The sequence below is a fragment of the Chitinophaga dinghuensis genome, from assembly GCF_003259435.1.
GTDB classification, from domain to species: Bacteria; Bacteroidota; Bacteroidia; order Chitinophagales; family Chitinophagaceae; genus Chitinophaga; species Chitinophaga dinghuensis.
The window spans coordinates 79,821-94,283 of sequence record NZ_QLMA01000003.1 but is presented as its reverse complement, the minus strand read 5'-3'; the positions used below and the strand labels follow the sequence as shown (position 1 = coordinate 94,283).

11 protein-coding genes are annotated in these 14,463 nt (G+C 45.9%); 4 read left to right on the top strand and 7 right to left on the bottom strand.

Translation table 11 applies throughout. From position 1 onward, the window contains the following. Window positions 1-14: 14 nt before the first annotated feature. Both CLV59_RS09395 and CLV59_RS09390 read right to left on the bottom strand, forming a co-directional pair. On the bottom strand, window positions 15-614 hold the full coding sequence (locus CLV59_RS09395) for a GNAT family N-acetyltransferase (RefSeq protein ID WP_111591782.1): 600 nt from the start codon (window positions 612-614) through the stop codon (window positions 15-17). A 132-nt stretch (window positions 615-746) separates the two neighbouring features. After that, window positions 747-1,304 carry an RNA polymerase sigma factor gene (locus tag CLV59_RS09390; RefSeq protein ID WP_111591781.1) on the bottom strand — a complete coding sequence of 186 codons (558 nt, stop codon included), beginning with the start codon at window positions 1,302-1,304 and terminating at the stop codon, window positions 747-749. Between the two features lie 123 nt (window positions 1,305-1,427). On the opposite strand from CLV59_RS09390, the gene CLV59_RS09385 reads away from it, so the two are divergent. From CLV59_RS09385 to CLV59_RS09370, 4 genes are all read left to right on the top strand, one after another. Further along, window positions 1,428-2,390 (top strand): FecR family protein, encoded by a 963-nt coding sequence (locus CLV59_RS09385; protein ID WP_111591780.1) that lies wholly within the window; start codon window positions 1,428-1,430, stop codon window positions 2,388-2,390. Window positions 2,391-2,452: 62 nt separating this feature from the next. Further along, window positions 2,453-5,839 (top strand): TonB-dependent receptor, encoded by a 3,387-nt coding sequence (locus tag CLV59_RS09380; RefSeq protein ID WP_111591779.1) that lies wholly within the window; start codon window positions 2,453-2,455, stop codon window positions 5,837-5,839. 11 nt (window positions 5,840-5,850) lie between these two features. Further along, on the top strand, window positions 5,851-6,681 hold the full coding sequence (locus tag CLV59_RS09375; RefSeq protein ID WP_111591778.1) for a DUF4397 domain-containing protein: 831 nt from the start codon (window positions 5,851-5,853) through the stop codon (window positions 6,679-6,681). Between the two features lie 11 nt (window positions 6,682-6,692). Continuing rightward, window positions 6,693-8,357, top strand: a complete 1,665-nt coding sequence (locus tag CLV59_RS09370; RefSeq protein ID WP_111591777.1) for a hypothetical protein — start codon at window positions 6,693-6,695, stop codon at window positions 8,355-8,357. A gap of 90 nt (window positions 8,358-8,447) precedes the next feature. On the opposite strand, the gene CLV59_RS09365 is transcribed toward CLV59_RS09370, so the two are convergent. From CLV59_RS09365 to CLV59_RS09345, 5 genes are read right to left on the bottom strand one after another with little or no spacing between them, the layout of a single operon-like run. Beyond that, the gene (locus CLV59_RS09365; RefSeq protein ID WP_111591776.1) at window positions 8,448-9,788 is read right to left on the bottom strand and encodes an MFS transporter; all 1,341 of its coding nucleotides are present in this window, start codon (window positions 9,786-9,788) and stop codon (window positions 8,448-8,450) included. A 34-nt stretch (window positions 9,789-9,822) separates the two neighbouring features. Further along, window positions 9,823-10,485 carry a beta/alpha barrel domain-containing protein gene (locus tag CLV59_RS09360; RefSeq protein WP_111591775.1) on the bottom strand — a complete coding sequence of 221 codons (663 nt, stop codon included), beginning with the start codon at window positions 10,483-10,485 and terminating at the stop codon, window positions 9,823-9,825. Between the two features lie 4 nt (window positions 10,486-10,489). Beyond that, window positions 10,490-11,488, bottom strand: a complete 999-nt coding sequence (locus tag CLV59_RS09355; protein ID WP_111591774.1) for a sugar kinase — start codon at window positions 11,486-11,488, stop codon at window positions 10,490-10,492. After that, on the bottom strand, window positions 11,488-12,882 hold the full coding sequence (gene uxaC / locus CLV59_RS09350; RefSeq protein WP_111591773.1) for a glucuronate isomerase: 1,395 nt from the start codon (window positions 12,880-12,882) through the stop codon (window positions 11,488-11,490). The genes CLV59_RS09355 and uxaC overlap by 1 nt, the downstream gene beginning before the upstream one ends. Before the next feature lie 13 nt (window positions 12,883-12,895). Continuing rightward, window positions 12,896-14,395 (bottom strand): tagaturonate reductase, encoded by a 1,500-nt coding sequence (locus tag CLV59_RS09345; protein ID WP_111591772.1) that lies wholly within the window; start codon window positions 14,393-14,395, stop codon window positions 12,896-12,898. Window positions 14,396-14,463 lie beyond the last annotated feature (68 nt).

Sequence of the window (14,463 nt, the reverse complement as noted above, 5' to 3'; positions counted from 1 at the left end):
TATGACCAGGCTTTTTATTTTTTATTAATCTGCATCAATATCTTTTCTCTGGCAGCTTCCCATTCCTCATCCAGAATGCTGTAGTAAGCTGCACTCCGGGAGGTACCATCTGCCTTGATCTTGTCTTTTCTTAATATCCCTTCAAAATAGCCTCCTATCTTTTCAATTGCTTTCCTGGACCTCCAGTTATGCTGATCTGTCTTTAGTTGCACCCGCCTCGCTTTCAGCACTTCGAAACAATGAGTGAGTAATAACAACTTACATTCAAGATTCACCCCTGTTCCCCAGTATTCCGTAATGACCCAGCTCCAGCCGATTTCCAGCTTTTTATCCGCCGGAAAAATCTCAAAGTATCTGGTAGATCCAATGATCCTCCCCGTAGCCTTATGGTAAATTATAAAAGGATATTGCGTACCATTCTCCCGGTGCGCCAATGCTGCAGCATAGGTCTTCCTGAATATTTCAGAATCTGCACAATTGGTAGGAATAAGCTCCCATAGCCGCTTATCAGATGCCGCCTGGTACAGTTCTTCAAAATGTGTCGCTTCCAAAGGCAGCAGGTCAATCTCCCTGCCCCGTAATATTGTTGGATGCTCAATCCAGCCCTGTTCCATTTTTATTTTAAAAATACGGAAAAGTTACATCTTAGTTACACCCTAATACACAACAAAACACAAGCCTTTGCTGCTTTCCTGCTTATGCTGCTTTGCGAGAAAAAACAGCGCCGAAGGCGACTCCGTGCGAAATCACAACAACCTGTTAACCGCCACCAGCAATAATACCAGATCTCCATTCACCAGCAACTCCTGTTTCAGCAAACGTATCGCCTTACTCATATGCTTCTCCACCATACTAACGGAAATGGATAAACGTAGAGATATGTCCCGGTAAGACAACCCTTCATCCCGATGCAATAAATACACCTTTCTGCAATTATCAGGTAACTGGTCAATAGCAATGTCCAATGCCTGCATCAGCTCCCTGCTACCCGTTTCCGGCTGCATTAATAACTGTCCGGCTTCTGTCTGCATTTTTTCCATCCACGCTTCATCTTCCTTCAATCGTTTGCGGATAAGATCCACCAGTAAATTACGGGCTATTACTTTCAACAAAGGCAATGCGGCTTCTACATCATAGACGTTATCTATACGATCCCAGACTTTCATATAACTCTGCTGGAGAAGATCCTGCAACAAATGGTTATCGTGGGTATAACGACGCAGGTATTGATACAGCTTGTCCCGGGAGGCATAGTACAAACTGTTGAACAACTGTTCTCTTTTATAGGAGGCGGAATCCTGCATAAGTATTGCAAAGATAGGCCGCCCTTTCGGCACCTACCATATTACCAAATTGTTAATTGCACTTTTTACCATTGAGGTAAAAATTCGTTCCTGCGTGAAGACAATAGTACATAACCTGTCAGTATGGAAGGAACGGATAAACTGAGAAATTATATTGATCAAGATATCAAGGAAGAAGAACGCTCATCCACACACCAGTGGCTGCAATCGCTGTCCGATCATGAGTTGGAAAATTTGTTGGCTGCCGGTTGGGAGGAGACGCCAATCCCCATGCCCGCAGCAACTGCTACCATACTGGATATGCAACTGAAAAATGCAGGCATCCCTTTAACCGCCACCAAACCTTTCCGGGTACTGCGACTCGTTCGCAGATTAGTGGCTGCCGCATCAATCCTGTTGCTGGCCAGCTTATACTTCCTGCAAAAACATAAACCAGCTGCTCCGCCAACTACGCCACCTACGCAGCTGGCAAATACGTCCATGCATGCACGAAAAGTAACGCTGCCCGACAGCAGCCTCGTATGGCTCTCTCCAGGCGCAGCCCTCACTATCCCAGCCAACTACAACACCCAGAGCCGCAATATCTCCATTTCCGGAGAAGGCTATTTCGAAGTAGCGCCGCATACAACGCCATTCAGAGTATTTGCAGGAGGACTGGAAGCCCAGGTACTGGGCACCCACTTCAACGTTGAAGCCTATCCCGCAGAAAGAACCACTACCATCGCACTCACCGCCGGCAGTATCGCTATTCGTATTCGCCCGGATAGCGCAGTGGTCCTCAAACCTGGCTTTAAACTCATTTCCCGCCCCGCCTTCCACCAGGTAACCGTCCGCAACTTCCTGAAAGAAAGGGAATCAGACTGGAAAAAAGGTGCTTTTGTATTGGATGATGTGCCACTGGACGCCGTATTCAGCCGACTGGAATACCGTTATCATAAGAAAGTAATTATAAACGCTAATTTCTCCGGGAAAGCCCGTTTCACGGGCGCCTTCAGCAATACCAACTTAGAAGATATGCTGACCAATATGGCCTTTGTATATGGCTTTAAATGGCAGATCGCCAACGATACCGTGTTTATTCATTAATCAATAAAAAATGTCCCGCCGGCCAGCGGGACATCAAAAACAATTGTTTTTAAAGTTTACTTATGGACAAAGTTAGACAAACCTTTGCATTCCTGCTGCCAATAAAATGGCGGCAGCTGGGATGGTTCCTATTGCTGTTGATTTCCAGCCAGATAATGGCACAATCGCCAGCACTCAACAAACCAATTACCATCCATGCCACCAACACCAATTTGGCGGCCGTCATCGCTGAATTAGACAAACAAAGCGAATGCAGCTTCTCTTATGATCGCGCTTCCCTTGCCGCCGTTCCCCTCAAAAATATACAGTGGAATGCCGTTCCCCTGAAAACCATCCTGGAAGAACTCAATACCAGCTATGGTATTAAATACCAGGTCACCGGACAAACGATTGCTGTAAAACTGGCAAATCCCGCTAAAAGCATCACCTATGGCGGCATTCGCGGAAGGATAGTGGATTTTGAAACATCCACTCCTCTGCCAGGAGCCACTATACGACTGGAAGGAACCACCTTCGGCGCTGTAACGGATAACAAAGGATTCTATCAGCTGAATAATATTCCTACCGGAAACTACTCGCTGGTCGTAACTTTCATCGGCTATCAACAAGCGGTAATTGCTAATGTACAGGTGAGCAACGGACAAAACAGCGCCCGCGATGTAAAAATGCAGACAGGCAGCAACCTGAAAGAAGTGCAGATAGCCAGCGGCCCACGCAAAGTGAGAGCCGTTACCCACAGCACAGAACAACAACTGCTGGAAGAAATCAAAAACGCAACCGGCGTGGTTTCTGGTATCTCCAATGAACTGATCTCCAAAACCGCCGACCGCAACGCCGCCGAAGTAGTAAAACGCATCTCCGGTATCACAGTAGTAGACGACCGTTTCATCGTTGTTCGAGGAATGAATGAACGTTACAACCTCACCTATCTGAATAGTAACGTAGCCCCCTCTACGGAGCTCTACTCCAAAGCCTTCGCCTACGACCTGCTACCCAGTAGCGTAATCGATAAAATCCTGGTGTATAAATCGCCAGTAGCCGATTTAGTGGGTGACTACGCAGGCGCAGCCATAAAAGTGTCTACCAAAAATGCAATGCCTGTACGTCACTTTGACGCAGGCATCCAATTTGCAGCCCGCGATGGCGCAGCTTTCAGCAATATAGAAAGTTATAACGGCGGAAAAACAGACTTCCTCGGCTTCGACGACGGTACCCGCAAATTACCCGCTTTCTCTCCCGGAATATTCGAAAGCAACCGCAGAAATAATAACATGGCGCCACACGACTGGGTAAATAATATGTCCCCGGTCCTCTCCACCGGTAAACGTTATGCCCTCCCGGATATGCAGGTATTCGGCAATTACTACAATAGCTGGAAGCTCGGCTCATGGCGCCTCTTCGACCTGACCTCTCTTACCTATACCAAAGAAACCGTAGCATACGACGTATACCGCCAAACAGGTAATACCTACGCACTCGCACTCTCAGATGATATAGGACAATCAGACGGATACGGTAATAAAATCGGTCACGGTCCGCAATCAACAGAAACAGGTAAAATAAACCTCCTGGAAAACCTGACATTGCGTTTCAATGATCGCCACCAGATCGCATTTATGAACTTCTTCGTAAATGATGGCAAACGTTTCACCAGCGTCTACACTTCAGCAGGTAATGCAGCTCCATCTGAATACAGATCCCAGTATAACACCTATAAAGAAGATATGGTGCTGTCTTTCCAACAACGTATGCTCTATTCAGGAAATCTGAACGGCGCACACCAACTGGGAAAAGACAAACAACATACCATCAACTGGAACCTGGGCTTTACCCACGACCTCCAAAATGTACCCGATCAACGCATCATACATTTCGTGAGTAGTCTGCCTGCCAGAGCAGATAGCGGCACCTGGATGCCCGGCGGCTCCAACTTTGATTTCGCTACAACCAAACAGGGTATGATGGCGAGACTATATATCCGCAACCTGGAGCAGGTGTATAATGGATCAGCCGACTATTCCGTTACGGTAAACAAAAACCTGTCTCTCAAAACAGGGGCATATATGCTCTTCAAAGTAAGACAAGTGGGCAGACGATTCTTCCGCGTAAACAGGGCTGGATTACAACCCGAAGAACTGTACGTTATGCAATCCACGAACGACTATCTGAAATGGAACAGCGGTTATAACTACAATGATCCCAACTTACTGCAATACCAACCCAAAGACCTTTCTCATGTATGGAGTAACAAGTATTTTCCCGATGATGGAACAGGCCTGGCAGTATATGATCTTACCTCTCCAACAGATGCCTATGTTGCCAGTGAACAATACAATGCATTCTATGCAATGGGCGACTGGAAAACAGCCAAAGAAAAGTTCACTGTCAATGCCGGTCTGCGCCTGGAATACGACCGCCAAAAACTGGCCGGCGCCAGAAATATGGGATACGGAGAAGGCGCCATCGAATCCGTAGATGTAGATCATAAAAAAACAATCCTCCTCCCTTCCGTCAATCTTAATTATCGCCCGAACCAACAGTTCGTAGTCCGCGCCGGATACGGTCGTACAGTGAATCGCCCCGACTTCCGAGAACTCACTCCATACGGAGATTTCGACTTCCAGCGCAACGAAGAAATCAAAGGTAATCCGCGTATAGTCACTGCCGTTATTGACAACATAGATCTGCGCGCAGAGCTATATCCGCATAATAAAAACGAAGTATTGAATATTGGCGTGTTCTATAAACATCTGCAACATCCCATCGAAAAAATGCGCGAAGATGTGACCAATACTGAATATAAAGATGGCTGGAATTATTCCTCCATTTTCTACGACAACGCTGTAAGTGCACAGGTAATGGGGGCTGAAGCGGAAATTAAAAAGAGCCTGTCATTCATCCCAGGTAACGTATTCAGACAACTATCTGTAGTCCTCAATGGTACTTATATTCATAGTACCACAGAACGACGTAAAGTACACAACGACTACTCCAGCGATACAGCACACACAGATGGCGGCCCCTTGCAAGGACAGGCGCCTTACATCGTGAATGCAGGCCTCTTCTACGAAAACGTGGCAACCGGTACCAAAGCAAGCTTTGTATATAACTTCAACGGTCCGTCTATATATGCCAAAAGTGTCAGAACAATCAATGATTCCACATTGACAGACCGGCATACCAGACCAGACCTGCTGCAGTTAGGGACGCATCTGCTCGACTTCTCCCTCACCCAACGTATCATCAAATCATTACAGGTGAAATTCAGTATTCAAAACCTGCTGGATCAGAGCTATCGCTTAGTGGAAGATCAGAATTTCGATCATCGTTATAACAAAGAAGAACCAGTTACAAGAGCAGATAATAAAGTCTTTTATAAAGGCGATAATATTTACACGAAATACAAGCCTGGAAGGTATTTCCTGCTTCAATTCACCTATTCATTCTAACAAACTCATTTATGAAAAAATATATAGCCTTATTGTCGATGATTTGCCTCGCAGCAGCCTGTAATAAGGATGTCACTCCTCCGGATTTACCCGTAATAGGAAAGATAAGTTATGTTTTTACTTCCAGTGCCCTGATCAATGCTGTGTCTGGCTCTCCTTCCGGCGCTATTGTATTGGTGGATAGCCGGGACACCACTTACACTGCTGCCCCAACCATCGAATATTCCCAATTTCCATATCTCTACCGGGTAGATAATTCCTCACTGCCTGTATACCCAAGATTGAATTCCATCTGGACGAAGTTTACAGACCTGAATCAAGGAAAACATCAGCTGCTGCTGACAGATACCTCCGGTTATGGAAAACGCAGGATATTGGACAGTTTACAGGTAGACATCAAACCCGATGCGCCCGCCATCGTTTATTATGGCGACAGCTGCGGATATTTTTCGCATATTGTAGCCACCGATAAATATTTGATAGACACAACGAAAGTAGGAGTTCGAATCATTAATCTGAGCCCTTTCACCGGCCCCGTATATATGACGCTGAACAAACAAGTACCCGTGTCTTTCCCCGCATCCACTAAATACAAGGATAACACGGGTTTCCTGTCGCTGCCCGTAACAGGGCCTGCCACTTATAACATCAAGTTGTATAATGCAGGCAATACCTCCAACTATATCGCTACCGGTTCTATAACAGTTACTCCCGGTCATGCCTATACGTTGGTAATTTATGGATACTCCAACAACAATCCTGGCTCCTATGTAGATCCAATAACAGGGCGGACCGTCAGCATCGCACCCAATCTTTCCATTCTTACTACAAACAACTTCTAACAACAATCATCATGAAAAATATTTTTCTTTTCATCGCAGCCATCCTCCTTTGGAGTAGCTGCAAAAAGGTAGACGAACATGCCGTGATGGTGAAAATGCAACCATGGTTTGCAGATCATTACTCACAGTTTACAGGATCACGTATTGCGCCGATAGACTGGACTTATCCAAAAGATGTAGTAGTGGGAGACACGGTTATGTTAATCGGAAAGCTCTTTCCAACAGTTAGTGGAACATCCATCACAGTTGGTGGTATCCCAGTAACCATCCAGGATACTGCCCGGCTAACCATGAATGCCACCTTCTACAGTCCTCAGGACCCCATCGATGCCATCCGCTTTGTAGTCACCAAAGAGATGGGAGTTGGCCCTAACAGGAAGGTATGTGTAACTGCCAATGGCGTGACTGCATATGGTCCTCCTATCAATATCAAATTGATTAATTCCGGAAACATGCGCACGGACACTACGCTTTGGGTAGATGAAATCGCTGCCTGGAAGCCCACCGATATGTCTGCATATTCCGCGAAAGGCTATTCCCTGCTGTACTCCGTTTCAAATGATAAGAATGGGAATATCTACTTTCAGAATAGCCTTGGCATACAATCACTGAGCAATGGACAATTCACCTCATTATATCAGGTTGGAGCGAATGCCAAAGATGATAAAGGCAACAGCTTTACTTTCCAGCAGTTCATTGGCTCCGCCGTTACCTTTGAGGGCGATTATCTGTACCTCTCCGCAGAAACAAAAGAGAACAGCACCGATACATCAGATAATTACATCTTTCGCCTGGTTAAAATGAATCTCGCCAGCAAGCAGTTGACTACCCTCAATCGTACGCTGGTAAAAAAAGTCAAAGCTACTGTTGCGGAAAAATCATTCAGCTTCCAGGGCAACGTGTCTTCCTTAAAAATAGTAGCTATGGTGCTCAATACAGATGTGAATGGCAGTCTGTATTACACCAATGCTTATGCAGAAGATAATCTAACGGACAATCATAGCTTCTGGCACAATGGTATTGCCTCTGGCGCAGTGGGCGACTATCCGTTCGAATGTGTCAATGAAATTTCAGCTATGACGCCAGATGGCAATTGTCGCGGATTGATGTACTCCACCTTGTACAGTCAGGTAAAAGGTAGCGGATTCACTGTTACCACCGGACAGTATATCCACGATCCAATGGGGAATAATCTCTTCTCATTTTGGACTACCAACTGGATACAGTACAACATTGTACAATATAATTTAGCCGATGACAGCAAAGGTTTTTCTTATCCACCTTACCTGACTTCACAGTTTACAATACGATCTTATGAAAACAATCCAAAGTATAAAATGACGTACAGTGGCGGATTCTGGGTAGATGGATTTGATACGGACCTCAATCGTTGTATGATATTAACAGATGGAACTTTGTTAACAGCCGGACAACATTCGCTGTATAGCTATGATCTGTTCAATAAAAACTACTACTGCTATGCGGGAACTGAAAACGGAATAAACACAACCCATCCGGAACAGAATCAGACTACAGGCCGTGCTAAATGGGTGGATTTCACAGATACCAGGTTCATTGGCCAGGATAAAAGCGGGGCGGTATATTATTTCAATTATAACGGTGATGCATATACGAACGGAGTTAAGTTCTACAAGTTATATCCTAAAAAGCAATAACCTTATACACATAAAAAAAGAGTCAGGGCCGCATCCCCTGACTCTTTACATTGGTACTCTTCTTAAACGATTGAAACTTTATTTGTGGATTTAATTCAATTGTTCCTGAGGTAAATTCCCTACAGGCGTCGGCTCATCCAGCACTACCGGCTCCATTTTAGGCGCGAAGAAGTGCATCAGCAACCAGGCCAGCAGATAAGCGATGCCACAGAAGGTAAGGATGATACCATATCCAGTAGATATTTTACCTAATAATTTGTAATGATCCAGGACAGCGCCCACCAGCAGCGGCGCCAATGTACCGCCCACAGAACCGGCCATACCGCCAATACCTACCACAGAACTTACTGCCTTCTTAGGGAACATATCAGAAACTGTAGTAAAAATATTTGCAGACCATGCCTGGTGAGCAGCAGTTGCCAATCCAATCAAACCAAGTCCCATCGCGAGGTTACTCACATGGGGAACGATTACCACCGGCAATACGCAAAATGCAAAAAACAGCATTGATACCTTACGTGCTTTGAACACAGGCCAGCCTTTTTTGATCAGGTAAGAGGATAACCAGCCACCGCCAATACTTCCGATACTGGAAATAGAGTAAATCACAATCAATGGCCAGCCTTTAGAGGCTTTCATATCAATACCGTAAGTGGTTGATAAATAAGTAGGCAACCAGAACAGGAAAAACCACCAAACCGGGTCTGTCAGCAGCTTACCAAATATAAATGCCCAGGTTTGACGGATAGTAAAAAGTTGACCCCATTTCACAGAGGATTTCTTATCATCCGCAGGAATTACTTCCTCATTATCAGAATGGATATAATCATATTCCGCTTTACTTAAACGCTTTTGACGGGAAGGAATTTCATACCATATCCACCAGAAGAACAACCAGATGAAACCAATAGCTCCTGTCCACAGGAAGGCTGTCTGCCAGTGATAATTAGATAAGATCCAGTACACAGTAGGAGGACCGACAATAGCGGCAATATTTGCACCGGAGTTGAAAATACCGGTCGCAAAGGCTCTTTCTTTTTTAGGGAACCACTCCGCTACAGATTTAATAGCGGCAGGGAAGTTACCCGCTTCACTTACGCCCAGTACAGAACGGGCAGCGCCAAAACCAAAGGTGGAACGAGCGGCAGCATGTGCCATTGCAGAAATACTCCAGACAGCCACAGAAACGGCATATCCCAGCTTACTACCAATACGGTCTATCAATCGGCCAAATGCCAGCAAACCAAGGGAATATGCTGCCGCAAACGCCGTTACTACATAACCATAATCCTGCTCGGACCAGTTAAACTCTACGGCCAGCGTATCTTTCAGTAATCCAATAACCTGCCTGTCTACATAATTGATCGTGGTCGCAAAAAACAACAGCGCACATATACGCCAGCGATACTTACCTAAAGTTGTGGAATTCATTTGGCTGAATTTGGAATTTATAAAGTGGCTGAATTTACTGCAAGCCTTTCAGAATTGCAAACGTTTGCATAACTTTTTCTTTCAACGCGGCCCAATCGCGGTTTTCTACCACCGACTTTGATACCAAATTGGAGCCCATACCCACACATATTACGCCTGTATCAAACCAGCTCTTCATGCTGGCTGCAGTAGGTTCCACGCCCCCTGTTGGCATAAATTTCAGTCCCGGAAACAGCGGCTTGATTGCAGCGGCAAAACCCGGTCCCAGTACATTCCCAGGGAATAACTTCACCAGTCCCGCACCATTTTTCTCCGCCAACGCAATTTCTGTTGGCGTCATGCAGCCCGGAATCCAGGTAATCTGGCGCTGATGGCATATTTCAGCAGTTGCTGGATCTACTATCGGACATACAATAAAATCGGCGCCCGCATCTGCAAAGAAAGCAGCGTCGTCTGCATTCTTAATGGTACCAATACCCAGATACATTTCCGGCATAGTTGCTTTCTTGCGCTCCAGCATAGCGGTAAAATTCGCTCTGGCAGCGGCTCCCCGACTCGTAAACTCGAACACGCGAAGTCCTCCGTCATAACAAGCCTGTAACACTTCCAGGCAAACGTTTACATCCTCATGATAAAATACCGGGATAATGCCGCTTTGCTGGAATGCAGCAAAAATAATTTCTGATTTCGGTGCCATAGTTCTACATCAATTTATAAATGTCATCTACCGAAGTAGTATTAAAATCGCCCTTTACAAAGAATTTGGAATACGCTGCAGCTGCTGCATAGGAGATAATACCCTGATCATCCCTTCCTGCCAGTTGTGCATGAATCAGCCCCGCCATAAAACAATCGCCACTACCCACTCTGTCCACTACCTGATCAGTGTCATATGTTTTACTCACACTCACTTTTCCCTGGTTGTAATAAAACGCATAGTAATGGGCATGAGTAGGACCATTGGAAAAACGGAATGTAAATGCTACGCGTTTACAGCGCTTATAACGATCTGTAATCTGCTGTGCAACATGTGTAGCCTGCTCCAGGTAGATCTCTCTTTTATCCAGCTCCAATTCCGCGGAATTCAGGGATGTATCCAACATGGTATGTGCCGCCCAGATATTTCCCATAATCACATCGCAGTATTCCACCAGTTCCGGCATTACTTCATATGGCTTTTTACCATATTGCCATAGCTTGCTGCGGAAATTAAGATCTGTGGAGATGGTCAGGCCCTTACGCGTAGCTGCCTTCAATACTTCCAGGCAGATGGCTGCCGCTTCAGGATTTAAAGCTGGCGTAATAGCGCTCCAGTGGAACCATTCTGCATCTCCCAGCAAACTGTCCCAGTCTACCGATCCGGGCTCAATGGCGGAGAAAGAAGAATATTTGCGGTCATACACTACCTCTGCATGTTTCAGGTCACTCCCTTGCGCCAGATAATATAGGCCGATACGATCCCCTCCCCACAGCATCCGGTCCGTTTCGATACCCAGGGCTGTCAACTGTGCCAACACATCCCGGGAAAGGCCGTTATCCGGTACCTTACTGAGATAGGAAACGGGCGTACCCCATTGTGCCAGAGCGGCGGCTACATTGGCCTCGGCGCCGCCTACGTAGATGGCTGCCGTGTGCTGCGACAGCTGCGGAGAAAGCCTCAGCAGGATTTCCCCGAACGTAATTACTTTTACTGCTTTCATTAGAATCCGAAATATGCTTTTGCATTATTGTAACTAATATCCTGCACCATTTTACCTAACCAAGCAATATCGTTAGGCAACTCACCATTCTCCACATCCTTACCCAGGAGATTACACAAAATACGACGGAAATATTCATGACGCGAATAAGATAAGAAACTACGGGAATCTGTCAGCATCCCCACAAAGCGGGAAAGCAAGCCCATATTGCTTAAACAGTTCATTTGTTTCTCCATTCCGTCTTTCTGATCCAGGAACCACCAACCGGAACCATACTGGATTTTCCCCGGTACGCTTCCATCCTGGAAATTGCCCGCCATCGTTGCAAATACATCATTATCGGCGCCGTTCAGGTTGTACAGAACAGTCTTTGCCAGTTTATTTTTCTTATCAAGTTCATTCAGGAATGCACTCATCGCAATAGCATTCTTCCAGTCGCCAATAGAGTCTACACCCGCATCCGCGCCATAAGAAGCCAGTAGGCGACTATTATTATTCCGTATTGCGCCAACATGGAACTGCTGGGCCCAACCTTTCTCATGATTCCACTCACATATCTGTAACAACACCGCCGTGCGGAACTGCTCATTCTCCAACTCGCTGGCGGTCTGTCCCTTCCGCGCTTTCTCGAAAATACCTTCCAACTCGGCAGCAGTGGCTGTTTTAAAATAAAATGCACTCTGCCCATGATCGCTCAACCGTCCGCCTTTCTCATGGAAATAATCATGACGCTGTTGCAAACCCACCATCAGCTTATCATAGCTGTTAATATCCGTATTCAGTACTTCAGAGAGCTTATCCACAAATGCATTGAACATCGCCGGATTATCCACTGCCATCGCCCTGTCCGGCCGGAAAGTAGGCAATACTACCGTCCCAAACGGATTGGCTGCAATAGCAGCATGATGCTCCAGCGAATCCACCGGATCATCCGTAGTACAAAGGGTTTTAACCTGGTAATGCGTCAGCAGCGACTGCGTGCTGAACTGAGGCAACTGCTCATTACAACGTTGATAGATACTTTCGGCGGTGGACTCACTCAGCAACTCCGTAATTCCAAACGGATTCTTCAACTCCATATGCGACCAGTGATACAGCGGATTGCGCATCGTATACGGCGCGGTAGCTGCCCAATGACGGAACTTCGTATAGTCGTCAGCGTCTCCGGTGATATACTTCTCCGCTACGCCATTCGCCCGCATGGCGCGCCACTTGTAGTGATCGCCACGCAGCCAGATAGCCGTCAGATTCTCAAATACTTTATTCTGTGCAATTTCATCCGGCGGCAGGTGATTATGATAATCTATCACCGGCATGGATTGCGCATAATCAAAATATAAACGCTTCGCTGTTGCTGTTTGTAGTAAAAAGTCCTCCGACAAAAATTCTTTCATATGCCTAATGGGTTTATAGTCCGGAAGAAGCCAGCTCCCGGCGGATAAATTGCTTCACTCCCTGTTCTTGTAATTGATCTAAATGTTCACTGATAGTAGCAGTAAATCCAGGAATCTCATCCAGGTTCACTTCCCACAAACGCTGATCACGGGCAATCTGTGCTACCATATCCTGGGTATTGCTCTGCTGCTGCCAATAAGCGGCAAAAATAGCAGCATTATCATCTGTTATCAGGTATTCTTCCCCATCTCTCGCACCGTAGTATTTTCCATTCTCCTCTTTCACCGGTTTCAGGAACAATAACATGGCCGCAAAACCAAGACACATATGCGCCGGTAATGCCTGCTGCTGCTCATAATAACGCAGCAGGGTACGTACATTGCGCGCATTCATTTTGGAACTTTCCTGGAAAGTAATACTGATCAGTTTATGCGCAATAAATGGATTGGCAAACCTGTCCAGTACATCCTGGGCAAAGGTGGTGGCTTGTGGACAAATATCCTGGATGGTAGGCAGTATCTCCTGCAAGATCACCTGCTGGAAGAAATGCTTCATATACCCATCTTCCATACACTCATACACCGTATTTAGTCCGCTCAGATAAGCCAATGGCACAGCAGCTGTATGGCTGCCATTGAGTATGCGCAGTTTCTGCTCTCTGAACGGCGTGATGCTCGGGGCAATCAGCATTCGTTCATCGGCAGTATAAAAAGACAATACGGATTTGATATGCTCATCCCCTTCAATAGCCCATAACAGGAAAGGTTCTACTTCAATCCACAGCTTGTCCGCATAACCTGCTTTCCCTTCCTGCTCAGCCAGATTACGGGGCTTTCCGGGCACGATTCTGTCCACCAACGAACTACAGAAGCGGTTATCGCTGCTGATCCAGTTGATGAAGGCGGCCGGCATTTCGTTGAAGGCAGCCAGTTGCAGCACTATTTCCTGCAGCAATTTACCATTATCCACTACCAGCTCTGTAGGCACAATCACGAATCCAGTGTTGCTGCTACCTTTAAAGTATTGATATCTCTCCCACAATATCGCCAGCAGTTTTCCAGGGAAACTGGATGGGGCCCCTTCCAATACTTTCTCGGCTACATATTGAATCCCTACTTCTGTAGTATTTGATATAATTACTTGTAATTCAGGCTGATGCGTTACCTCTAATATCTTACTCCACTCTGCATTCGATTGCAAAACACGGGAAATAGAAGAGTTGATGAGTACACTATCCACTAATTCCCCTTGAGAAATTCCTTTGATATGCGTGGTATAGAGGCTATCTTGTTGGTCAAAATCGGAGGTATCTCCGTCGGTGGATTTCACCACCACAATACGACCCTGGAAAATGTCTTTCTTATTGGCTTTATCCACCAGATAGTCTACCAGGCCGCGCAAAAGCACGCCTGTGCCGAATTGCAATATCCTTTCGGGAAAATTGAACTGTGCTTCATGAACGCCGGAATCTGCTCTTTTTAAAACGAGCTCCTTATTAAGTGTTGGTAACATTTACATCTTAGCTTTGGACATTAAATATAGCGTGCTAAATTAATAATTTGTAGCAACAACCTAAATAA